The sequence below is a fragment of the Burkholderia sp. HI2714 genome (assembly GCF_002223085.1).
Taxonomy (GTDB): Bacteria; Pseudomonadota; Gammaproteobacteria; order Burkholderiales; family Burkholderiaceae; genus Burkholderia; species Burkholderia lata_D.
Genome location: NZ_NKFM01000074.1, coordinates 1 through 23649 on the forward strand (window position 1 = coordinate 1; position 23649 = coordinate 23649).

The 23649-nt window shown below is 55.9% G+C and carries 15 protein-coding genes and 2 pseudogenes; 7 read left to right on the forward strand and 10 right to left on the reverse strand.

Annotation, left to right across the window (positions count from 1 at the left end; genetic code table 11):
- Positions 1–349: 349 nt before the first annotated feature.
- Positions 350–5863: an ATP-binding sensor histidine kinase gene (locus tag CFB82_RS39900; RefSeq protein WP_089487735.1), complete on the reverse strand. Its 5514-nt coding sequence runs from the start codon at positions 5861–5863 to the stop codon at positions 350–352.
- A 541-nt stretch (positions 5864–6404) separates the two neighbouring features.
- On the opposite strand from CFB82_RS39900, the gene CFB82_RS39905 reads away from it, so the two are divergent.
- Entirely contained in the window at positions 6405–6794 is a 390-nt protein-coding gene (locus CFB82_RS39905; RefSeq protein ID WP_179255522.1) for a response regulator transcription factor, read from the forward strand.
- A gap of 49 nt (positions 6795–6843) precedes the next feature.
- Here CFB82_RS39905 and CFB82_RS39910 read toward each other — a convergent pair whose 3' ends face one another.
- A complete protein-coding gene (locus CFB82_RS39910) occupies positions 6844–7512 on the reverse strand; it encodes a response regulator transcription factor (protein ID WP_089487736.1) in 669 nt (222 codons plus the stop codon).
- Positions 7513–8857: 1345 nt separating this feature from the next.
- Between CFB82_RS39910 and CFB82_RS44335 the strand changes: the two genes are divergently transcribed.
- The 4 genes and pseudogenes from CFB82_RS44335 to CFB82_RS42770 all read left to right on the forward strand — a co-directional run.
- Positions 8858–8992: a hypothetical protein gene (locus tag CFB82_RS44335; RefSeq protein ID WP_373558930.1), complete on the forward strand. Its 135-nt coding sequence runs from the start codon at positions 8858–8860 to the stop codon at positions 8990–8992.
- 453 nt (positions 8993–9445) lie between these two features.
- Entirely contained in the window at positions 9446–10111 is a 666-nt protein-coding gene (locus tag CFB82_RS39915; RefSeq protein ID WP_256990755.1) for an acyloxyacyl hydrolase, read from the forward strand.
- A 186-nt stretch (positions 10112–10297) separates the two neighbouring features.
- A complete protein-coding gene (locus tag CFB82_RS39920) occupies positions 10298–11419 on the forward strand; it encodes an alkene reductase (protein WP_089487737.1) in 1122 nt (373 codons plus the stop codon).
- A gap of 147 nt (positions 11420–11566) precedes the next feature.
- Positions 11567–11818: pseudogene (locus CFB82_RS42770) on the forward strand (hypothetical protein); the annotation flags it as partial.
- Positions 11819–12007: 189 nt separating this feature from the next.
- Here CFB82_RS42770 and CFB82_RS39925 read toward each other — a convergent pair.
- Genes CFB82_RS39925 through CFB82_RS39935 form a run of 3 tightly spaced genes read right to left on the reverse strand, consistent with a single transcriptional unit; the run spans position 12008 to position 16187 of the window.
- Positions 12008–13552: an efflux transporter outer membrane subunit gene (locus CFB82_RS39925; RefSeq protein ID WP_089487738.1), complete on the reverse strand. Its 1545-nt coding sequence runs from the start codon at positions 13550–13552 to the stop codon at positions 12008–12010.
- Entirely contained in the window at positions 13549–14589 is a 1041-nt protein-coding gene (locus tag CFB82_RS39930; RefSeq protein ID WP_089487739.1) for an HlyD family secretion protein, read from the reverse strand. Before CFB82_RS39930 ends, CFB82_RS39925 begins: the two co-directional genes overlap by 4 nt.
- An 8-nt stretch (positions 14590–14597) precedes the next feature.
- The gene (locus CFB82_RS39935; protein ID WP_089487740.1) at positions 14598–16187 is read right to left on the reverse strand and encodes an MFS transporter; all 1590 of its coding nucleotides are present in this window, start codon (positions 16185–16187) and stop codon (positions 14598–14600) included.
- A gap of 674 nt (positions 16188–16861) precedes the next feature.
- On the opposite strand from CFB82_RS39935, the pseudogene CFB82_RS39940 reads away from it, so the two are divergent.
- Positions 16862–17034 (forward strand): annotated as a pseudogene (locus CFB82_RS39940) (IS5/IS1182 family transposase); the annotation flags it as partial.
- Positions 17035–17042: 8 nt separating this feature from the next.
- On the opposite strand, the gene CFB82_RS39945 reads toward CFB82_RS39940, so the two are convergent.
- The 5 genes from CFB82_RS39945 to CFB82_RS39965 form a co-directional block, all read right to left on the reverse strand.
- Positions 17043–17891 (reverse strand): SDR family oxidoreductase, encoded by an 849-nt coding sequence (locus CFB82_RS39945; protein WP_089487741.1) that lies wholly within the window; start codon positions 17889–17891, stop codon positions 17043–17045.
- 262 nt (positions 17892–18153) lie between these two features.
- Positions 18154–19959, reverse strand: a complete 1806-nt coding sequence (locus CFB82_RS39950) for an FAD-dependent oxidoreductase (RefSeq protein ID WP_089487742.1) — start codon at positions 19957–19959, stop codon at positions 18154–18156.
- A gap of 124 nt (positions 19960–20083) precedes the next feature.
- Entirely contained in the window at positions 20084–21037 is a 954-nt protein-coding gene (locus tag CFB82_RS39955; protein ID WP_089487743.1) for a VTT domain-containing protein, read from the reverse strand.
- A gap of 64 nt (positions 21038–21101) precedes the next feature.
- Entirely contained in the window at positions 21102–21506 is a 405-nt protein-coding gene (locus CFB82_RS44660; RefSeq protein ID WP_089487744.1) for a DUF3331 domain-containing protein, read from the reverse strand.
- A gap of 354 nt (positions 21507–21860) precedes the next feature.
- Positions 21861–23066: an NAD(P)/FAD-dependent oxidoreductase gene (locus CFB82_RS39965; RefSeq protein ID WP_089487745.1), complete on the reverse strand. Its 1206-nt coding sequence runs from the start codon at positions 23064–23066 to the stop codon at positions 21861–21863.
- A gap of 349 nt (positions 23067–23415) precedes the next feature.
- Between CFB82_RS39965 and CFB82_RS42775 the strand changes: the two genes are divergently transcribed.
- Positions 23416–23649: hypothetical protein (locus CFB82_RS42775; RefSeq protein WP_218829056.1), on the forward strand; the 234-nt coding region annotated here is incomplete at its 3' end.

A 23649-nucleotide genomic window follows, 5' to 3' on the forward strand; every position in this document is an offset into this window, starting at 1 on the left:
CTGGACGCCGGCCGGGCCCGTCGCGCTCAATCCCGAGCGCGATGCCATCATCAACGAGGTCGGAATCAGGGTTCATAAACAGGTTCACGTTGCATGACAGAGGCGACAACTACCTTGACGCGCACCGCGCCCGACGACAGGTGACTACCGGAAAAATTGGAGTACCGTTTCGGAGCAATGCCGTGAATATTGACATGCCCGTGTTGAACCAACGCGGCGCCCTCCGACTTACCTCCCGTCGAAGGTCGCCACGTTAGGTAAAAGAAGCATTCTCGTGAGCCTTGAGTGCAGCTCAGCGGCACTTATCGCGGACGGCACATCTAGATGCAAGTCGGGCCCCTTTCGTCCGTTACGTCGTCGTAATCGGATGCAGAGGTATCGTGAACTGGACAACAGCGCCGCGAGGTGAATTGTCGCTCGCCCACAATTCGCCGCCGTGAGCATCGATAATCGAGCGACAGATCGACAATCCCATCCCTAAGCCGGTGGGTTTCGTCGTGTAGAAAGGTGCGAAAACACTTTTAGTGTTGTCTTGACCAAAACCCGGGCCCGAATCCCGCACCGCCACCAGCACACTACCAGTCTTGGAAATCCGAGTACTGATATGCAATTTTCGCTCGCCATCTCCGACACAGTTCATAGCTTCGAGGGCGTTGATAACCAAGTTGAGGAGCACTTGCTGCAGTTCCACACGGTCACCTTCAACGCACGGCAGATCGTCAGTAAGGTGTATTTCTACCGACGCACCGCTTTTCCTAGCCTCCCATCGGGTGAGTTCGATCACTTCACGAATCGCCTCGTTGACGTTGACGGGCTCTTTCCTTGGTGGCGCTTTCCTGATTAGTTGCCGAATTCTACCGAGTACATCAGAGGCGCGATTGGTATCTTTAACGATTCGGCTCAACGCGAGACCGGCCTCGTTGATATCTGGCGGCTGTAGGTTGAGCCATCGCTGCGCTGCTTGAGCATTCGTCACCGTCGCGGCGATCGGTTGATTGACCTCGTGAGCAATCGAAGCCGCGAGCTGCCCCATAGTCGCGACACGATTCGCATGCGCCATTTCCGTCTGCACCTCTCGATAGCGCCGCTCCGTCTCGCGAATTTTTTCCTCGGCCTGCTTTTGCTCGGTCAGATCAAGCACGAACGCGACGCCTTCGTTACGTCGGGCCTCGAACGTGGCTAAGCCAACAATGACAGGTACACGAGATCCGTCCTTCCTAAAGTACTCTTTCTCGAAAGGTTCAATGCGGCCTGTCTGTCTAAGTTCCCGCAGTTTTTGATCGGCGTCTTGATGCGCTTCCATAGGTGTCAGATCTCTCCATCGCAACTTGCCCGTCGCGAGGTCGTTGCGGTCATATCCAACAATGCGCAGAAATACGTCATTGGCCTCCAAAATTTCACCGTTGGAGTTCCAGACAAGAATTCCGATGATGTTGGCATCAACGAGGCGTCTGATTTTCGCCTCCCGCTCCTCGACATCACGATACAAGCGCGCATTTTCCAGCGAGATCGCAGCCTGGGACGCCACAAGCTTGAGCACAGCGATACGTGCCGGGCTGAACACTCGCGCAGTCAAATTATTTTCGAGGTAAAGCGCGCCGGTCAGCTTTGCCTGATTCATCAAAGGTAGGCAAAGAATAGAACGGGCGCGATGCTCGCTAATGTAGGGATCGTTTATAAATGCCGGTGCAACGGCAGCCTCGTCGAGAATGATGCTCTCTCGGGTACGCAAGACATGGTAAAGAACCGCTTCCGGCAGCATCTCTCCGCTCACAGGTACATCGCGCGGCTTCAGCTGGATGCCACTCTCGCTGGTAGTTGCCTCCGCCACGATACTGTGTTCGCCCTTGACCGACAGAATCAGCAAACCTCGTGCCGCGCCGGCCTGCTCGATGGCCGTACGCATAACCATGTCTATAAGCCTTTCCAGGACGATATCGCCAGAAGCTGCCTGCGACACCTTGATCACCGTCGCCAGATCCAAATGTTCGACGGGCGTCTCGATCGTGGCCGTCGGCCCTAGCTTGGACGAGTCGCTCCCACGGTAAGAACCGAGCGACGGATTATTCTCCTCCAGTTGCCGTACCTTCCCATCGGCCCCCCAACGCTGATAACCATAGCGCGCATCTTGCATATACATGCGCGCGATTTTCCCTAGTCCACGGGCCACATAAAAGCGAGACGCGAACTCGTTAGCAAGTGCCTCGATGTGGACAAAGCCGCTTTCCTGTGCCAGATTAATTGCCTGCTCATAGAGCATCTCGGCATCGATCGCCCGACCCTCGAGCCGAGCAATTTCGGCGCCCACGAGCGCGGTATGACCCGCAAAGTTACTCGGGCACTGTTCCGTCCAGACTTGAAGCTGCCTGTAATGCACCGTCATGCCCTCCAAGTGCTCAGCCCCAAGAGAACCAGGAACGGAATCGCACAGCCCGCTCAGGGCCAATGCGCCGTAAAAATGATATTCACCCTCTTCGATAAACAAGTGCGAAGTCCACAGCAGCGTTTTTGCTCGAGATGCAGCATGTGTCGCTGCCAGATAGTCGCCGGCAATACAGCATGCCTGCAGTTTTCGGATCCAGTACAAGCACGCGGCGAGCGCTAGCGACGGATTGGCCAATTGCTGCTCGACTTGAGCTTCATTGAATTGCCCGTCGTCAAAACAGCCAAATTTCGGTGTCAGGCCGCGAAGCATTCGAATCAGCGCCAGCTGATTCTCGATGAAATTGATGACCAGACCAAACCGAACCTTCCTAGCGTAAACGAGGCCCGATTCCGCCTCCCTTTGTAGCTCAAGCAGTGGCTCGCCGATGAAAAGCAGATTCGACACGAGACTATTGCGCGAGAACGCACCGTACAGGAGATCGCCAATCCTGTTCGCCATGTCGAAAACTCGACGCAGTTGGTCACCGCAGGTTCGTACTGGCTCTGCCCAACGGGCAGCGAAAATGGAGAAGCAAAGATACGTACTGGGCTTATAACGTTCGAGGCCACGCCGTTCGACTAGCTCACAGCCGAGCTGGCTGAATTTAAATCGAGCCCGGGCGTCACCGAAGAATCTTCCAGCAACCCGAGGGAAATTGGCATAGGCCACGCACGAAGCATTACCATTGCCATACTCGAGGCTTAGGGTGATCGCCTTGCAGATCGCCACACAAGCGAGGTTCTGATCCGTGCATAGTGCAGGCGGGATCAGTTTGGCCAGCGCCTCGACGATTGTGAGCGCGACCTCGTCCTGCATCGGCGGCAAATCGATGAGTTCATCGATAGTCCGATCCCCGAGCAATGACCAGATTCGCTTGTATTCACTTCTGACCGTCACCTCGTCCTGATGAGGTGACCACTCCAGCCCCACGCTGCGAAGGAAGGTGAGGCAAACCGCCACTGCATCGTCGCTCTGATCGAGAATCAGATGGAGATCCATTTGCCAACACGCGACCTGGGCGCGCTCGACCGTCGTCTTGGCGCGCCTGAACAACGCCGCCAGACGCGCTTCGGCTGCTGACTGCTGTCCCGTCAGAAACTCACATTCGGCAAGACTCAGCTCCAACGCAAAGACTAGCTCGTGTCTGCGCGCCCAACAATCGTCATTCAATAGCGCCAATCCAGTAGCGAGATAGGTGAGCGCAGAGGCGTAGGCAGTCGATGCCTTGGCGCGTCGGCCGGCGAGCAGATTGAATTCTGCCAATTGCTCCCTCTCATCCCGCTCAGTAATCAAAGCGGCACCGCGGTTGAGTTGTCCCACGATCTCGAAGATCGCTTCCTCCAACTGTTCCAGCGGCGTCTGCATGGCGAGCACTCGACCGATTCGAAGATGGGCCTCAGCGCGCGCATCTTCAGGAATCGTCGAATAAGCAGCTTCGTGAACTCGGTCATGAACAAACGCGTAGGAGCCTTCCGGCCGCACAACGAGTTCTTGACGAACAGCTTCCCACAATGCCTCAGGGACCGCAGATTCCGGAACACCGAAAACGCTTGCCAGCGTGGAGGTCTCGGCGATGTTCCCAACACACGCAAGCTGCTGCAGCGCCAGCTGCGTTTCAACCGGCAAACGGATCAGCTTGCCGACCATCAAGTCCACGATGTTATCGGTGTACCCCTTTTCGTGGATGCGAGCCGTATCCCAAGTCCAAGCCAACGCGTCATGATCGAAAGTCAGTAGCTCCTCATCTGCCAACGTCTGCAGGAACTGGATCAAAAAAAACGGGTTGCCTTCGGTCTTCTCCTCGACCAATCGCGCCAGAGGCTCGATACACCCTGGCTCACAATGCAACGACTCCGCAATCAACTGCTCGATGTGCTCTTTTGAAAGTGGCGCCAACTTAATTTCGCCGATCTTGACACCCGCGTGTCTAATGGCCTGAAGCCTGGCCGTCAATGGATGTGTGGCATCGACTTCGTTGTCGCGGTAGGCCCCAATAAGCATGAGGTAACGCAAGTCGGAGTCGACAAGCAGATCCTCGATCAAATCCAGAGTCGCAGTGTCAAGCCACTGCAAGTCATCGAGGAACAGCACGAGCGGATGCTCCGCCTTGGCAAATACGCCGATGAAACGCCGAAACACGAGCAGAAACCGTTGCTGCGCTTGTTGCGGCTCGAGAATCGGAAGGGGTGGCGGTTCGCCAATAATAAGCTTCAATTCGGGGATGAGGTCGGTCATGAGCGCCGCATTGGGCTCGAGCGCATCCCGTAATGCACCTCGCCACTTCGCCAGATCGGCATCAGATTTGCAAAGCAGCGTACGCACTAGGCTTTGGAAAGCCTGCACAAGAGTCGAATAGGGAATATGGCGTTTGTACTGGTCGAACTTGCCCGACGCGAAGAGCCCGCGTGGCGGCACGAGTACTCGATGCAACTCGTTGACGACGGAAGATTTACCGATACCAGAATAGCCCGAGACCAGCATCAGTTCGGGCGAACTGGTGTTGACTACGCGTTCGAACGCAGCGCACATAGTATCGACTTCGCGCTCCCGTCCGTACAATCTCTCGGGAATCAGGAGTCGGTCCAGCGTGCCATGCTCGTCCAGGCAGAAATCATCTACCCAGCGCTGACGATCCCAGTCGGCCATGCAGCGCTGAAGATCGTGCGCGAGACCGGCAGCCGTCTGATAGCGATCCTCTGCTGTCTTGGCGAGCAGCTTCATGATGATATGGGAGAGTGTGGCTGGAACGCTAACGCGCCCGCTCGGCGGCACCGGTCTTCTGGCGATATGGCAATGTACCCATTCCATGGCGTCGGTCGCACTGAATGGAAGTGCGCCGGTGAGCATCTGATAGAACGTGACGCCGAGTGCGTAAAGATCGCTGCGCGAGTCAACAGAACGATTCATACGTCCCGTCTGTTCGGGTGCCATATAGGCCAGCGAGCCGGCGATGGTCTCGGGAGGCTCCGGTGCCAGTCGTTCTCGGGGCACCCGAGAAGCAAGACCAAATCCAGTAAGACGCGCTCGCCCGTCGGCGCAGTTCACCAGAATATGAGGGGGTTTTAGATCCTTATGATGGAGCCCATGCTTGTGAAGCTTGACCAGCGCCTTAGATATCGCTACAGCGATCCGTAAGAAAACCCCCGTCTCCATGGGGGCACCGATTAGGCGCGTCAGCGGCTCGCCGCCGGGGTCCTCGAGCATCAGCATTGTGCGATTATCGGCACGAAGCAGCTTTAGCGGCCGCACCGCCCACGCACCATCGAGATGCTCTTTCAGGCCGAATTCGTGAGTGAGCCGCTCTATGCTGGAAGGTAATGGACGCTCAGCAGACGGATATGCATATAGGACGCTGCCGTCGCCATCCCCACCCTCGCGCGTTCCTCGCGAGACAATGCGCTCACCATCGTCCCATAGAACCTGAAGTCTCTCACCCATCGGAACTGGAGCCCTAAGTAGACCTTGATCTGCCGCATGCTGCCGTCACGCTTTGGTTCAACAATACGGCCGAACCCCGCTCCCATCGCGAAGTCCGACACGACACACGCCGAAAGCTAGTCAGCTCTGCATTGACAAATTATCGCTAAAACAAGTACGCGGCTAGCATGATACCGCGCCATTTCAGGTTGCCGCCAACAACACGCAATTGCGATCTGGGCGACATCCCTCTACTCCGAGGATCGAAACTCATCTGCACGGTCACGATTCATGCCGCTCGTCCTGCCGCCCCTTAGGGGCGCAACTCCGCTCGCGCACCGTCCAAGAAGGGGCACACCCTACCCAGTGCAAACCTCGCCGCACATCCAACTGATGCCGGCAGAACGAGAACAATTCCCAGTACTTGAACGAATTCACCGACAGCCAGGCCAACTAATACATAGGTACTATTTCCCGTCAGGAGTATGGGATATACGCTGACCACCATCAAAGCAAAAGCCGACGCTCAAGCTACGCTCCGGCGTATGCTGCCCCTTCCCCGATGTACGAGGTCGAACACTTGTGTGCCACTCAGATAGTTTCGATAGTTGACGATGACGAAGCCTTCCGACTCGCGACAGGGAGTCTTGTGCGTTCGTTCGGAAGGCAAACACGCCTGTTCGCGTCTGCTGAAGAGTTTCTCAATTCTGGAAAGCTCGCCGAAACATCATGCCTGATCTCCGACGTGATGATGCCTGGCATGTCAGGAGTCGAGATGTTGCTTCAGATTCTGGCACTGGATCACGTCATACCGACCATATTCATCACGTCGTTTCCAACTGCAGCCCTAAAAGCAAAGGCCCTCGACGCCGGCGCGCTGATGGTGCTTGGCAAGCCAATTGACCCCGACGCTCTCGAGCATTGGCTCAACGTAGCACTGAACCAGCCGTAGCAGACCGCCAATCGTTGCGCAAGCACTCCGCCAGGAGTTCGTCTCTCAACTACTTCTTCGGCTTCGAACTGACACCCAACGATTCTGCCGTTCTAACGAGATCGGCAACTGACCGTACCACCATCTTCCTCATGACCTGCCCGCGATGAATCTTCACCGTGACCTCACTGAGGTTCAACTCGAATGCTATTTGCTTGTTCTTCAAGCCCGCTACAACAAGTTCCATAACTTGTCTTTCTCGCAGTGTCAGTGAAGCATAGGCGTCACGAAGCGCCGCACCTGATTGCTCAGTTGCCAGCCGTTGCCCGTCTCGCGCCAACGCATTGGCAACAGCGTCCAGCATGTCTTGGTCGCGAAACGGTTTGGGCAGGAAATCAATGGCCCCCGCTTTCATCGCCTTGACCGTCATAGCAATATCGCCATGGCCTGTCATGAATATGATCGGCACTCGCAGGTCACTGCTTGCGATCTGCTCCTGAAACGCTAGACCGCTTTCTCCGCGGAGCCTGACATCGAGAATCAGGCAACTCGGGACACGGTATTTCGGGAACGCGAGAAATTCCTGTGCTGACTCAAATGTCTCTACGCGAAGCCCGATGGAGCGCAGCAAAGCATCGAGCGCCTGGCGCATTGACTCGTCGTCATCAACCACGTAAGCCACCGGGTCCGTGCGGTCTTCGTGATACTGGGGCAACGTCGGATGCGCCCGTGAACTCATTTCCCCCTCCTTGCCCTGCGTTGCCGTGAGTAAGCAAAACCACCTGCTACCTCACCTCCCATGTGGTTGGTAGCCTACCACTTGAAATTACAAAAACCATACGAGATTATGTAGGGCAGGATTGTACTGCAGCTCCTTCGTAAGAATCGTGCCACTAACCGCCACAATGAAGTGCCGTTTTGGGCATGTCCTGGACGCCAGGATCCGCAACTTTCAGCAGGGGCGTCGTGTTCCGCCGACTCACCGGACCTATCCGGCACGCAGCAAGTCTGCCTTGCAGCATCTTGGCGGCAGGCAAAGCTCACGAACTATCGTCACGACGAACCTAGTCTGGTCGTTGCCCCGCGTCGGCGGTCGGTGCCTCTAGGTTGCAGATATTCGGCGCCTGAATCCTTCTGCGACCGACAGACAAATTTAAGCCTGGGCCTTAGCCCCTCGTCCGCCCCCCTCTGATCAATATCAGGCTGGGACTCACGCCCGCGGCGACCGCAGTACTACCGGATCGTTCGACGGACAGCATATTGGCAATGTGTGTTTTCCAGTCGACGTAGTGTGCCCGAACCCGGTCGTTCTACTTACCTATCGACACCCCCCCTCATTTCATCTTCCACGAAACGCTCTGAGTGCGATGGAGGCCGCCCACAAATTGACTCGTTGCCGCCTCGCCCGGAGACATACCGATCAACGTTTTCACACCGCCTCAATCGCTTACCGACAGGTCAAACTCAGGCGCGCGTTCTTCAATTTGGTGCGTCCCGGACAACACTATGCGCCCACGTCACTGTCTACCGCCTCCCCCTCTTGCTCACTACGATCAGGGCATGCGGCTTCGGCGTGATCCTTGCCACTCAAGCTAGGCTCTGCTCGCCTGGAGTAGCCACTCACACGACATGCTGGCTCGGACATGGACCGATTTCTTTGGAGACTTTTCATGCGCAGCGTACAAGACGCAAAACACCGCAGTAACCCTTCGACGGACAATTCGGTCCCGGTTCATTACGCGGCACGGCTCGACGGTTACGGGATGCAGGTAATCACCAAGGGGGCCTCCCCCAGCCGACTACGATGAGGGCTACCAGTCCCTCCTCAGCCGATCCGGTGACATGGCCGGACAACACGTGCGTTCCCCCAACGGATCCGATTTGCTGCTAGACGTGGTCGTCTTACGCAGTGACAACCGAGACGCACTCAACGACATCGGACTTGGTGGATAACCACCTGACCTCCCATGGGCCGGGTAGCCGCCACCGCAATTAGAAGCCGCCCGCATCCTCCAATTCAATATCGACCAAGGCATCTCTGACCGATGGCTACATCCCCCCCATCGAAACCAATCGAGCCCAGCGTGCCGGACGAGCCCACGCGTGAGGAACTGCCCAAAGAAAATGCGTCTCTGCGTGCCGTGATGATCTATCTGAAAGAAATCGATGCCCTGCTGCAAGCAAAGAAGCAGACGGTGCAAAAGAAGCGGCGCAAATAGCTTTGTGACTCCAGGCGTTCCATTTCGGAAACGTTGCGCACGAATTCGCATGTGCCGAACCGGACATCTTGCCTGGCAAACCAAACCATTACCGTTACACGATATGAGCCGCACAATACCTCCCTTCACTAACGCTTCCGAACCTGGCTCAGAACGTCCGGACGAACTGGACAACGCCCGCATGATGCACCTGACCACATGCAGGCTACGTCGCGAAGATGAGGATACTCATCCGCGATGATCTTCGTGCGTATGTCGGTTGATGGTGGAGGCAACGAGCGACCGTCCATGATCTGACCACCGCGCGATCCGATCGAGTCTATGGAAATAGACGTGCCTCGACGGCGTAAGCGTTTCGCCGTCCACCGGTTCTTGATTGTTGTGGTCCGGACAACATGCAAGTGCAGTCTCCCGAGCTACCGAAGCATTAACAACGAATGTACGATTTGTCGCATGAAATTGCGGCAAACGGATAGCTGGATGGCAATTCCACATTTCTCTTATATGAACACTTACAACCCAGCTTTTTACTCGTGCAAGACGAGCTACATTTTCAACATTTCTCTCGCACGCGCGATCACGATTTCCGCATTATTAATTATGTCCAACTCAAATGCCATTGCCGAAGAGCTGGTCGGCTGGAGTCACCCTGCCGTACATTTCGGATTTGGTCGAGACACAAGCCACGACATCAATAAATACGAGCTAGGCGTCAACTTCAACACCCCAATCCAGTATGGAAACCCAGAAGGCTGGCTGATAAGGCTCCAGGCGGAAGCAGATATGGCTGGCTGGAACACCCGCGGTCAGACAAACCAACGTGACTTAGCAGAACTCGGACTCTCGCCGATAATCCGCCTCGAAAAACATGGGGGTTACTTTTCACCATTCATTGAGGGTTCAGTTGGCGTTCGTATCTTAAGCCACGCTGGTACCTCCGACGAGCATCGCATGGGTAGCGCGTTTCAATTCTCGGACATGGTTGGCGTAGGCATGGGCTTGGGGAAAAATTCCGCCATCGAATTTGGTTTCCGTTTCCAGCATATCTCTAATGCCGGCATTAAGGAGCCAAACCCGGGAAGCAATTTCTACACGGGCTACGTACGTTATCGATTCTGAGTCTTAGCGCGCCTCGTTGAGGTCACTGGGGCCGGCTCAATCGCCGCACCGTCGGCACGAAGGCCCGTGAGAACACTTTTCAAGATCGGGCGACCGCAAGATCCCGGCAAAACAGCCAGTACATCGGCGGAGCCGAAGCACTCGAACTATACCTGCAGGGCTGAGTTACCACACAAGGAAACAGACATGACTCAACTTTTCATGCCTTTCGATCTCAACGAGATCCGACTAACGAATCGCATCGTCATGGCGCCGATGACTCGATCTCGCGCTGCAAACAATATTGCCGATGAACGCATCGCTCTCTATTATGCGCAGCGCGCGACCGCCGGCCTCATCGTGACCGAAGGAAGCCCTATCTCTCGTGAGGGTCAGGGCTATCTTTTCAATCCGAGCATCTATTCAGACGAACAGGTAGCCGGTTGGAAGCTAACCACGGACTCGGTTCACGCCGTCGGCGGGAAGATTTTCGCTCAACTGTGGCACGTGGGTCGTGTATCGCACACAAGCCTCCAGCCTGGCGGCGGTGCGCCACGCAGCGCCACATCACGGCTCGCAAAGGACTCAATTGTGTTTGCCTACGACGAGAATCGGAAGCCAGGGTTCGTCCCGACGTCAACGCCGTCCGCATTGTCGACAATGGAAGTCGAGCGCGTAGTCGAGGACTTCGTTTCCGCTGCAGCCAACGCCATGGAGGCCGGATTCGACGGCGTGGAAATCCACGCTGCAAACGGATATCTCTTCGAGCAGTTTTTGAATCCTCTGGTCAACGATCGCACTGACCGCTATTCGGCGACACCAGGAAATCAGTTACGTTTCGCGCTTGAAGTCGTCGATGGCATTGCCGAACGTATCGGCGCGGGAAAGATAGGCATCCGGATTTCACCGTATGGGCAGCTATTCGATATGCCGCACTACCCGGGCATTCTCGATACCTATGGAGCACTGGCGTTCGAGCTCGGCATGCGGCGCATAGCGTACATTCACGTCATGGATCAGTCGAATGTCTCGGTCGCGCCCAAAGACGCCACGGCCTCGGAAGATCGCACTATTGAACTGCTGTCCTGCATCAAGCGCGCGGCAGACAAGACCTCGATCATCCTCGCGGGAGGCATGACGATTAACCGTGCGAACGTACTCATTGATGATGGCCTGATCGATCTCGCTGCATTTGGACAGCCGTTCATCGCAAATCCGGATCTCGTGCACAGACTCAAAACTGGATTGCCGCTCGCTACCGCCGATAGAGCAACGTACTACGGTGGCGGTCTGAAGGGCTATGTCGATTACCCACCGTTCGGTGCGTAATTTTCAGCGGAACTACTCGAAGGCGCATCCTGCGGATGCGCCTAATGCAATTATTTCAATGTGAGTGCTAGAGAGATCTGCCTGAAGTCGTCGGGCTCCCATGCAGGCGACATCGACAATAGCAGCAACTGATCCCGTGTCGGCAATGCAGTCAAGTACGTCACCGCACCTATGGGTGGCGTTACTCTCGAGGCGCTCTACGCCTTCGGCGGACAGGCTGGTGATTTTCGCCGTAACAGTTCGATTGACGCCGGGGCGAGTTACAGCAGCGGGCAAGTCTATCTCGGTGCCGCATACTTCTACGTAAAGAATCCTGCAACCCAATTCCCCGACGGGAACACTATTCCCGTAGTCAAGACACGCGATGGCTCAGCTCATCAATGGATCGGTGCTGAATAGTGGTCCATGTCGCTTTGTCCCGCACTTGACCGAACCTGCCGGATCCACGCCAGCGACGGGCCATCACACCAAGGCCGATGCCACTAGCGACAATACCTACTCAACGTAACTACGCGAGCAAGGCGGTCGGCAATATGTCCCCTTCGTGCGTGCGTTACCGCGACAAAGCCGCCTTTCGCCGGCCCGGCATCAAGTTCTTGGTTCCTTTTGACTTGCACCAGACGATGGGAGACTCTCCCACCCCCCGCCGAGCGCTTTGTAGAGACGAATCGCGGTCAAAGATACGTCGCCGTTCGCACTGACCAATCGAGTCTGAGCTTCAAGAAGTGCTTGCTGAAGCACAAGCACGTCGAGGAATGTGCTCGCCCCTGCCTTGTATCGCGCAACCGCTGCGTCATAAGCCGTTCGACTGTGATCGAGCGCGGCGGCGAGATTTTTGCGCTGCCGCTGACGCGCGTCGAAATCGATTAATGCGTTGTCGATCTCGTGCCAGGCCGTCAGCACGGTCTTCTGGTAATTCAATGCTGCCTCTTTCTGCTGCGCTTCTCGCAAATGCAGCATACCTGTCAACCGCCCCCCCTCGAAGATTGGCAGACTAAGCGTCGGTCCGACCGCAAACTGACGTGAGGCCCACGTTCCCAAGGTCGCGAAGTTCAGAGATTGCATCCCAAAGCTGCCGCTGAGTGTCACCGATGGGTAAAAATCAGCCTTTGCCGCGCCAATGCCAGCGGTAGCTGCATGCAGACGCGCTTCCGCCTCCCGGATGTCGGGCCGGCGTTTCGCCAGTTCGGAAGGAAGACCAACTGGCACGGCCGACGGTACGGGAGGGATCGGCTTCGCCGACTTCAGCTCAGTCTCGAGTGCGCCAGGCTCCTCTGCTAGAAGCAAACTCAGGGCATTGATCAACCGCCCTTCTCGTGACTCCAGATCTGGAATCCTCGCCGAGACTGACTGAACCTGTGCAGCCGCCTCCGAAACATCAAGCGACGTTGCAGCCCCTGCGTCGCGACGACGTTCTGTCAGCTCGAGACTTCTCCGGGCAAGTTCAAGGGTCTCCTGCGTGTCCGCCAATGTTGCCTGCACAGTACGCAACTGCACATAGTTCGACGCAGTTTCACTGACGACGGAAAGAATCACGCCATGGCGAACCTCGTCCGACGCGGTACTGAGCGCGTCAGCCGCTTCGACATTGCGTCGCGTCTTTCCCCAGATGTCGAGTTCCCATATCGCATCAAACCCGTATTGATACACGTTCAGTGGGGCACTAATGTCAGCGCCGCTGATACCAGCGACGCCGTTACCAACACCGTTGGCCATCGCAGCAGCCGGAGGTTGCGAACCCACCCCCGTCAAGCTCATCAACCCGTTCTCGCTGGCGCCTACTCTTTGTGCGTTTGCGTTCGCGCCGACCGACGGCAAACCGGCTGAACTCACGATCCGGCGCTCCCAGCGACTCTGCTGGAGCCGGCTCGCTGCGACCTGGATGTCAAGATTGTGTCCCGCGGCCCGATTGACGAGCCTCAGCAAAATCGGATCATCGAACACCGTCCACCATTGGGGCTCCGGCGCACGCGCGACGGGCCGGCTTTCGTTCTCGTCCTTCACATGATCACGCCACGCAGCTGGCGCTTTCGGGTCCGGATGGATGAAGTCGGGGCCAACCATGCAACCACCGAGCAGCATAGCGATCTGCGCCGCGATCACAGTCGCGAACTGGGGCCGAGCCGTCCTCATCGCACCTCTCCGCCACTCACATCCACGCTCGGCACGACAGACATACCTACTTTCAGTCGTGCCACGCCCGTCTGATCTGCATCGAACACGATCTTGACCGGCAACCGTTGAACAACCTTCGTGAAATTGCCGGTGGCATTGTCCGGTGCCATCGGTGCAAAGGTCAGCCCGGTCGCCGGCGCAATGCTCTCAACGCGTCCGGCCAAAACCACGTCCGGCATCGCGTCGACGCGTACTCGCACACGCTGCCCGGGCTTCATGTGCGTAAGCTGAACCTCGCGAAAATTGGCCACCACGAACGCTTTTTCGAGCGGCACAACTGCCAGCAGCGCCGTTCCGGGACTGACGTACGCACCGACACGCACATTGCGCTGCCCCACTACGCCGTCAACCGGGGCGACGATCGTTGTATAAGAGAGATTGAGTCTAGCCTGTTCGACGGCGGCCTTGGCTCGCTCGACGGCCGCTCGTGCCTCCGTATCCTCGCTTGCCAATACACCCAGCTCCTTTTGCGCAGCCGAAAGCGCGGCAGCATCACGCTTCCGAATGGCTCCCTGCTGTCGTTGAGAGAAAGCTGTCTGTTGCTGCTGCTCCTGAGTCCCAGCGCCCTGCTTGGACAGCTCTTCGTATCGCTTCGCATTTTGCCCGGCGAAAACCAACGCAGCGTCATCGGCGTGCACTACAGCCTCAGCCTGCTCGATCAATGCACGTTGTCTAGTATCGCGAGCCCGCACGTTCTCAAGGCGCGCCTGTGCTGCCTCGAGCTCCCCCTGTGCGTTCTGCAGCGCCACACGGAAATCACGGTCATCGATTTCTGCAAGCAAGTCACCTGCGCGTACACGCTGATTATCTGCAACTGCGACTTTCGAGACTAGTCCCGAAACCTTGGGTGCCACGAGTGTGAAATCCGCCGTTATATAGGCATCGTCCGTAGCCTCGGTGCCTCGACCGGACGCCCCTGTAGTACGAAATCCGACAAACACGGCAATCAGTACGACAACCACCGAGACAATTAGTAACGCCAATTTCTTCGTCATGGGTACTTTCACTTGATAGAACCAGGTTGCACGCCTGGGGGATACGCCCGCTCGGGCAGCAAAAGAAGCAATGCAATCAATGAGACGGCGAGCGCCATGAGCGTAAGGTAGACATCGGCGACGCTCATGACGAGTGCCTGCTGCCTCACCTGCCTGGCAAACACATGCAAGTTCTCACGCGAAAGCAGCCCCGCCGATTGCGACAGCAAATGAATGCGTTGGCCAATCTGGTCAACCAAGACGTTTGAATGAAAGTGTTCCCGGTGGGTCATTAGCGACTCCACCAGCGTCGCACCTAACACCGTCGCCATTCCGCGTGTCGTATTGAACATCGCGGACGCGAACGGTCCCTCCTGCGGCCGCACCACCCCTGTTGCCCCCATTAGAACCGGGAGCACCGCCAATGGCTGACCCAACGCATGCATCGCCTGCAGAAGATAGAAATTGTCACGGATCCAGTCGGATGTTAAAAAGGATCCCGCAAAACATGCACCCGACAACAATGCGAGACCAGTCGCGAGCACTACCCTGCTGTCAAGCCATCGGAAATTGCAAAGCATTGCTGCCAACGGAGCGGCGATCAGTTGAGGAATCGCGATTGTTAGTGTCAGCGGACCGATTTCGAGCGGACGATAGCCTCTAACCTCTGATAGATACGCAGTAGGCAATGCAGACGCCGACATAAACACAATGAGGATCCCAGCGAGCGTGAGCAGGCCATGTGAAAAATTCCGCCGGGAAAGCATCTGCAATTTGAAGAGCGGCAACGGATGGTTCCACTCGTTCACAAAGAACAATGTCAGCGAAAGCACACCGGATACAAGCAAGGCGTTGATGAGCGGGGATGCAAACCAGTCGAGTCGCTCGCCTTGTGCAAGCGCCAGAACCAGCATGGAGACACCGCCGCAGCCAAGAATCGCGCCGCGCCAATCAAACTGCTTGAATCGATCCAACCGCACAGGATCTTGAGGCAAACCCCATGCCATGAGAACGGCCGCCAACGCGCAGGGCGGAATGACCTGCCAGTACACGAACTGCCAGCCAACCTTGTCGGTCCACAATGCGGCAAGCGGCGTCGCGAGATTCGGCCCGAACGTAGCCGTAAGAGCGTAAGCGCTCATCCCGTACAGTCTGATTCCCGGCGGAAGAAACCTGAGCGCGGCGGTCATCAACAGGGGAGGCAACAACCCACCGACCAATCCCTGAGTCGCGCGTAGAAAGACGAGCCACGGATAGCTGCTCACAAACGGAAAGACGGCGGCCAATGCTGCAAATGCGATTGCAACGCCGATCGCAAATCGTCTAAACGACAACGTAACTCCAAACCACGCGGACACCATCATGCCGGAGACTTCGCCTGCCTCGTAGACCGCAGCGATCCATGTACCCTCGTCATGCCCCATTCCGACGACTCCGCGCCAGTCCGGCAATGCAATGTCGGTCACACGGTTATTGAGTCCGGACGAAAGTGACGCGAGGAGAATGCCAATCAGCCCGACAGCGAGCCGGAAATTGAACTGAGGCTGCGGCGCTGATACCGTGCCAGGTGAGCCGGCATCGTTCGTCGGACGATCGGCGGGAAGGGTCTGCTCATTCATTGGTAAGCGACCTCGACATTACGTGTTTCGATCGCAACGTTCTTAAGGTGAAATATTGTGAGCATGCAGATAGCGCGGTGCGCGTGTGCGGGACCACGATGTCGATAGGAAAGCGCCGAGCCGTTTAGAAGCGGTTCGTCTTATTCAGATCAAATATGGGAAAACTCAGTATGAAGTCAACATAAGCGATCCCCTCGTATAGCGGTAGACCTAGGTAAGCCACGACGGTGTTGCCTCCCGGGCACCAGTCGGAAGCGATCAAGGGCATGCAAACTTGCGGGGAGTCACCACGAACGAGCGGCGATGATCGCGTTCCGCCGATCACTTTCTTCGTTAATAGAAAGGTGATGGCAGACAGGCTATGCCGGAAGCCAGGCCACTCTTGGAGCCCTCGTCTGTCGCCTGGTTGAGATCATTGGCCGCCCGCTCCCACGCGCTCATCAATCCAATAACAGGGAGGGCGTTTTCCTGAGCACATTACATCGCATTCCAAAATTTCTTGGTTACCAGTAGCCCCCACTGTCCGGAGTGGATCGAGCTATACAGCTCGGGGCTGACGTGCGAATCTGTTCGATCATAAAATCGACAAAGATCCGAGGTTGGGATAGCAGATATAGTGGCCGCGGTTGGCTGGTATACGGCCCTCCAACGCGACGGCAAGTTTGTTGCACGCTGGCTGCGGCTCAGGCACGGCGTGCTGACGGCGGCTGGTTGCATGGCAAAAGACGGCGTCTGGCAGCCCATCCACGAGACGTTGCTGGCGGAGTTACGCCGTCGTGGCCAACTCGACATGGCACGCGCCATTGTCGACAGTTCTTCGATTGGCGCGATGCTCGCGAGAAAAGAACCGGTCCGTCATGTCGGAGCCGCCAGGCCGTAGAGACGGCGTACGGCGGCCTCGAACTCCGCAGGCGCCAAGCTGCGTTTCAACTCGTCGGCACGAATTGCCTCTTCACCTACAGGAATGCGGGCCGGCGCATCCGGCTGCTCGATAGCACTGAGAACAGCGTCTGCTACTGCGATCGGATCCGGGCCCTCGTTAATGCGGCTCGCCACCAACGGCAGCAGCTTGCTTGCCACAACCGCATAGGGAGAATCAGATGCAGTTGTGCGGGGATTGGCGGTCAAGCCGCGGGACGCGAAGCCGGTCCGAAACAGCCCCGGTGCCACCGTGTGCACCCGAATACCAAAGGGCGATAGTTCCAATCGAAGCGATTCGGTGATTCCTTCGACTGCGTACTTGCTCGCGTTGTAGTGTGTCAGCAGTGGTAGACCCATGTGTCCAAGGAATGAGCCGACATTCACAAGGACACCGTGCCTCGCTAGACGCATCGCGGGAACAGCCGCACGAATGAGCCGGAGCACGCCAAAGACATTGACGTCAAACTGACGAACGAACTCCTCGTCGGTACCATCCTCGACGCTCGCCACCAAACCGTAACCGGCGTTATTCACCACTATGTCTAAGCGGCCGGATGAAATCAGCACGTCGTTAACCGCGGTCGCGACAGAATCCGTATTCTGTACGTCGAGCGCTAGCGGTGTAATTGGTAGATCATGCTCTCTCGCTTTGCTGCGGATCGTTGCGAGCCCTTCCTCGGAGCGGGCTCCAGCGAAGACGCGATACCCTCGCTGGGCCAACAGCAGCGCTGTCGATAGCCCCATGCCGGAGTTGCCACCGGAAATCAGTACGGTTTCTTGCATTTCTGTTCCCCTTGCGAGATGGGTTTCTGGGAGAAATCCACAAACATGCGTTTATTATGCATGTTTAACGGGTGTCATCAGATCTGCATTCGGTGCGACAAATGGACCCATGGGTACCGAAAAGCCACAACTCCGCCAGCACATCGAATCGTCGCCCTCACCGAATCATCATTCGCAAGAACGCATAGTCCCGCCAACGGCAACAACTACGTACATCGAGGTCGTGCCGCCCCCAGCAGAAAACGAAAGGAACTAAATTAGCTTACTGAGTAGGCAGTGCCTCTCTGTTTGCTAACGTTTTACGTTCCGGGAGCACACTGTGAATTTGAGACACCACCGTCGCCCCTTCGCCGACTGCCGCTGCGACACGTTTTGTCGACTCAGCACGTACGTCACCTATAGCGAATACTCCCGGCACGCAGGTCTCCAAAGGTAACGCAGCCCTTGCCGAGCGCAGCGACGCCGCGGTCCCTGTCACAATAAATCCATTCTTATCCGTACTAACGCCGCAGTCCCGCAGCCATGCAGTATTCGGACTAGCCCCAGTGAAGACAAATACATGCCGAATATTTAGTTTCACCTCACTACCAAATGTTTTACAGTTCAATATGGCACACTTCGGGTCGTCGCCCTCAAACGACTGAACTTCTGTCTGCAAATGAACCGTGACATTTGAAAGTTTTGCAATTCGGTCGATCAGATACTTGGACATACTGGCCTCAAGCCCGGTCGCTCGAACGAGCATATGCACGTGTGATGCGTGAGACGCCAAATACACCACTGCCTGGCGAGCAGAATTCCCGCCACCGATCACGGCGACCTCCATTCCTCTGCACAAGCCCGCTTCAACCGGTGAAGCCCAGAAATATATCCCGCGTTGCTGCCCTTCTCGCACGTGAGCAAAGTCCGGACGTCGATAAGCCGCACCCGCAGCAATCACGATTGTATGTGCCTTCACGCGGCGATCGTCGAACAACTCGATCTCAATCGGCATGCACTCACAATGGAGTGACTTCACTTCGACTGGTATCGCTATATGTGCACCGAACTTTTTCGCCTGAGAAAATGCGCGCACCGCAAGACTTTGCCCCGAAACTCCCTCAGGAAATCCCAAGTAATTTTCGATCCGCGAACTGGCACCCGCTTGGCCACCAGGAGCGCGACTGTCAAACACTGCGACCGAAAGCCCCTCGGACGCCGCATAGACTGCAGCGGCCAAACCTGAAGGACCAGCCCCGACAATGACCACGTCGTACACGTAATCCTGTTCAAACTCCGGAATCCAACCAAGCTTCGAAGCCAATGTATTCGGACTTGGAGCACGCATCACCGTGCCATCCGGACAGATCACAAGCGGGAAATCAGCTCTCGACGTGGCCATTCCCTCCAACAATCTCACGGCCTCGGGATCCATCCGTGCATCGAGCATTGCGTGAGGGTAGTCGTTCCGCGTCAGAAATCCCTGCAGCGCGACAAGCATCGGATCATCTGCATGACCAACGATAACTGGACCACTCTTGCTTTCCACGAGATGCATGCGTCTCAGGATCAATGCGCGCATAATTTTCTCGCCGAGCTCCGCCTCGGCGACAATCAAGCTTCGCAACTTTTCCGGAAAGATCAAGAGTGTATTAACGTCTTCAAGAGCATCTGCGTCGACAAGCGCAGGATGTCCAGATAGTTGCCCGATCTCCGCTAGAAACTGACCAGGATGAAGATCAGCTTCAAAATGTCTCTCTCCCCGCCCATCTCGGCGCGTAATACGGATTCTCCCATTCAGCACCAGGAACAGTCCCTCAGCTGGAGATCCGGCCCGAAGCAACCCTTCGCCTGCGAGATATCGCCTCGGTATACCGAAGCGACGAATGCGCTCAATTTCGGGCAGAGACAGACATGGACGCATCTGCTCGGCTCTTGACTCGACAGTAGAGAACAATTCATCAGCACCATCGGTAGTCACATGTTCGCCAATCCCAGGCGAGCCAATCTCATCGGCTCGCCCGCCTCTGGTTTGCTTCTCAATAGTCTGGAAAAATTCGTCATCGCGGTAGGGTTTCGATGAATTCATGCGACCATACTCCGAAGAATAGGCAATAAATCTCTCAATCGTTGCACTCGCGAAGGATGATTTCCGTACCACCAAAGCTCCATCACGCGCCGCATCCTGTTATCCACATACTCGCGGAGAATATCTATTCAATCGGATCAACGTGAAAGCCAGCGATCCGCCAAGCATCGATTCCACCAGTTAGCGGCAACGCAATTTGAGCACCGGCTATTCGCAATCGCTTGGCCATCCAAGCAGCCGACACTTCTGCTGGGCATGAGCAATAAATTACAATCATTCGGCGCGTCCCGAACTCATTAACGAGCTCATGAGCCTTCCGTTCGTCACCAAAAATCGAACCAGGAATGACGAACGGGTCAATCAGGCGACGCTCCGGAGATCTGATATCGAATATCAGTGGAGATGAATTTTCCATTAGCAAAGCATGCAAATCATCCACACTTATTCTCTCCTTTTCTAGCGCCTTCCCAAGGAGAATCCGGCGCCAGTACCGATACAGAATATAAAGCGCAAGAGCGGCTCCACCAACAACTAGAGCCTGCCATCCAAATCGAGACATCCAAATGAATACAATGCCAATTTGCTCCGAGAATAGCGAACCCAATATCAAGCCGGCGAATGCCCAGAGACATACTCCAACGCAATCGTATGAAATGAATGAAGACAATCTAACGGCCATAGCACCACACAACGGCACTGCAACGAGTGATAGGCCAGGCAGAAATCGCGCAACGATCATGACGCGGACACCGTACCGCCCAAAGAACCGCTCTGTTTTTCTCACACAGGTATCGCGTGATAGTGATAGCTTGCACACCGTTTGAAGAGTTCGCTCGCCATATCGCTTTCCCCCTTGAAACCAAACGAGATCACCGATGACGCCAGCCAGGACGGCAGCAACCAGCATGACAAAGAAATGCAACAAATTCGATGTCGTCGTACTAGTCGCGATGGCAATACTGGCTCCAACAGTAATCAATGTCGGAATGGCGGGCAAAGGCAAACCAAGCGAAGATCCCAAGACATTTAAAAATACAATCAGAGGTCCATATCGAGATACTAATTCATGAGATAGCACAATACACCCCTGCAGTTTTATTAAATTAGCAAAACTTCACCGACACCCCCGACCAACAAGATACCTACGACACCCAATGATGCTTATCAAATTCCACCACTATTTCTGCCAATATCATAGCCTTTGCATTCACAGGAATAGGCCGACTCATTGGCCGATATATCTCATCGCCACACCCAATGAACCGGCCACTGATTGCACAAACTCCAGTGTGACGCGCCCTAGTCAAGCGCCACGTCTGATCTCCGAAATAACCGACAGTCGGATCGCTCCAAGCCACAGTAACTGTGGTTGAATTCTGGCGCTCTATTAAGCGGATAGACGCCCGTAGCGGTAGGCTCGCCGGAATCCTCTGCGCACGGATATCCCCACTGCTAACCATGACGTGCGTTCGTGTCAAAATTCTATCCTGACACGCTGCCAACAAATTGATCGTCTGCAACCATGGATCGATTGATAGAGTAACCATATAAAATCAGGATATCCCGCTTTCAAAGAAACTCAATTTACGTGCAGCACATCAAATGACGGAGCCGAGCGACACAATAATTCCGAACGCATGATGACTTATTAAAACCTTTACCCGACAATATAAATATAATCAACTTAGTCGATCTATCAATACAAAACCCAGCCCTTCCACATCGTTATCACTCGCAACACACTCGACAAAATTCAGGAGATTTGTATTATTATCTTCATTCGAACAGCCTCGTCGCAAATTAAAAAAGCCGGCGCTCCGGGGGGGTAGAGAGCACCGGCAAACGGGCACGAACGTTATGACGGGCTACTTGCGCTCATTCTTAGCGTCAGACGAAGCTGTTCAACCATATGTGATTTCTGGATTGCCGGCGGCAAGCGCCAGTTCACGATCCGGCGCAGGCGGATAGATCCATTGCGTATTAATCAGAATTTTCCGCTCCTTACCTTCGGCGTGCGTCAGCTTGACTTGCCGGTCCCAACCCTCGGTATACACTGCCCCCCAAGTACCGAGATCGAGACAGGTAACGTAGAACTCCTGACGATACTTAAGGGTCGGTAACCCCAGCAGATCCGCAGCGACGTTATGGCCAGCGAAGCGGCCCATGAACAATGCGTGCTGACATGACATTAGCGAATAGTGCCCGTGGTCATCGGTGAGCGCACGCACCACATCGCCAGCGCCAAAGATATCTTTCGCATCGATCACGCGCAGATCGCTCGTCACCTCCATGCGACCTTGACGATCAACACTCGGTGTGACCTGGGTTGTCAACGCGCTCGCAACCATACCACCGGTCCAGATAACGGTGCTCGCATCGATGCGTTCACCTGTTTCCGTCACAACACCGGTAGCATCAACCGATACGACCCCCGCCCCAGTGCGCATCTCAATGCCCAAATGGTCCAACGCTTCGATGATCTGCGGACGCGGACCTGCGCCGATGTCAGGGCCGATCTCCTTCGAGCGCTCCACAATAACGATACGAGGACGCACGCCCTCTCCAAGGATGGCACGGAGTCGCGCCGGCAATTCCGTCGCAACTTCTAGTCCGGTAAAGCCCCCTCCTACGACTACGAAGGTATTGCGAGCCGCGGTTTCCGGCTTTCCCGCCAGGCGTTCGAGGTGCTCTCGGAGTTGGACCGCCTCTTCGAGCTGATCCACTGCGAACGCATGCTCAAGGCCAGGCAGCGACGGACGGGACAGTTGGCTTCCTGTAGTCAGCACAAGTCGGTCGTAACGGATGCTTCTCGACTCGCCGTGCGCGGTCACGAGCTCGACAGTGTGATCGGCGGGATGCACACGTTCGACCGTACCTTCAATGAACTTCACGCCCACGGTATTCAGAAGTGGCAAAAATGGCACAGCCATCTGCTCCGGATGGGCCTCATGCAAACGGGGGCGAATGTGAATCTCCGGACGCGGCGAGACTAGCGTGATCTCGACGTCGAATCCCTTATCGCGCTGCATGTCAATCACCCGCGCCGCACCAAGTGCCGCCCAAAGCCCGGCAAAGCCACCGCCGACGATCACGATATTTCGTTTCAAAGTAGTTACCCCTTCAGTTGTGTGGCGAATACAATGTGAACCGTGCCGACCACCGTACGCAAAGGCCGTCAGAACACGGCGGCGACACGAGCGAAGAGATCGCTATAAAGCACGGTTCCTGCACCTTGGAATACCTGCCGACAGCGCACGTTACTGAATGAATTCATGAAGCGTGCGACATGTGACGCACCGCAGGACTTCTTGAAACAGATCGTAGGGCACAGCGTGGCGTGCCGGTAGTACTGCAATGGGGCTTACTATGTTTCCGCCCAGGCACCACTCCCGCAGCATCCAAGACGACATCGATGCACGTCTCGAGTGCCCAATGGCAGAGCACTAAGCCTTCGACATGAAATGTCTCTACAATCATGGTTCGAACTGGACGGGACGAGCAACGAAGCTGATGGCATTGAAAGCGCTGGAACTGACGCAGGAAGAACGTACAAAGCTTGAAGCGATGGCGAGAAGCCGTCGTGATTGGCGAATACGAGACCGGTCGCGGACGATTCTGATGTTCAGCGACGGCGTGCGAGCGAAAGAGATCGCCAGACGACAGGAACTGACGTTGGAGGCGGTGTATGAG

Bases quoted from the DNA above. Each gene is read 5' to 3' on its own strand.
- CFB82_RS39900 (WP_089487735.1), bottom strand. From the start codon at position 5,863: ATGGGTGAGAGACTTCAGGTTCTATGGGACGATGGTGAGCGCATTGTC.
- CFB82_RS39905 (WP_179255522.1), top strand. From the start codon at position 6,405: ATGTACGAGGTCGAACACTTGTGTGCCACTCAGATAGTTTCGATAGTT.
- CFB82_RS39910 (WP_089487736.1), bottom strand. From the start codon at position 7,512: ATGAGTTCACGGGCGCATCCGACGTTGCCCCAGTATCACGAAGACCGC.
- CFB82_RS39915 (WP_256990755.1), top strand. From the start codon at position 9,446: ATGAAATTGCGGCAAACGGATAGCTGGATGGCAATTCCACATTTCTCT.
- CFB82_RS39920 (WP_089487737.1), top strand. From the start codon at position 10,298: ATGACTCAACTTTTCATGCCTTTCGATCTCAACGAGATCCGACTAACG.
- CFB82_RS39925 (WP_089487738.1), bottom strand. From the start codon at position 13,552: ATGAGGACGGCTCGGCCCCAGTTCGCGACTGTGATCGCGGCGCAGATC.
- CFB82_RS39930 (WP_089487739.1), bottom strand. From the start codon at position 14,589: ATGACGAAGAAATTGGCGTTACTAATTGTCTCGGTGGTTGTCGTACTG.
- CFB82_RS39935 (WP_089487740.1), bottom strand. From the start codon at position 16,187: ATGAATGAGCAGACCCTTCCCGCCGATCGTCCGACGAACGATGCCGGC.
- CFB82_RS39945 (WP_089487741.1), bottom strand. From the start codon at position 17,891: ATGCAAGAAACCGTACTGATTTCCGGTGGCAACTCCGGCATGGGGCTA.
- CFB82_RS39950 (WP_089487742.1), bottom strand. From the start codon at position 19,959: ATGAATTCATCGAAACCCTACCGCGATGACGAATTTTTCCAGACTATT.
- CFB82_RS44660 (WP_089487744.1), bottom strand. From the start codon at position 21,506: ATGGTTACTCTATCAATCGATCCATGGTTGCAGACGATCAATTTGTTG.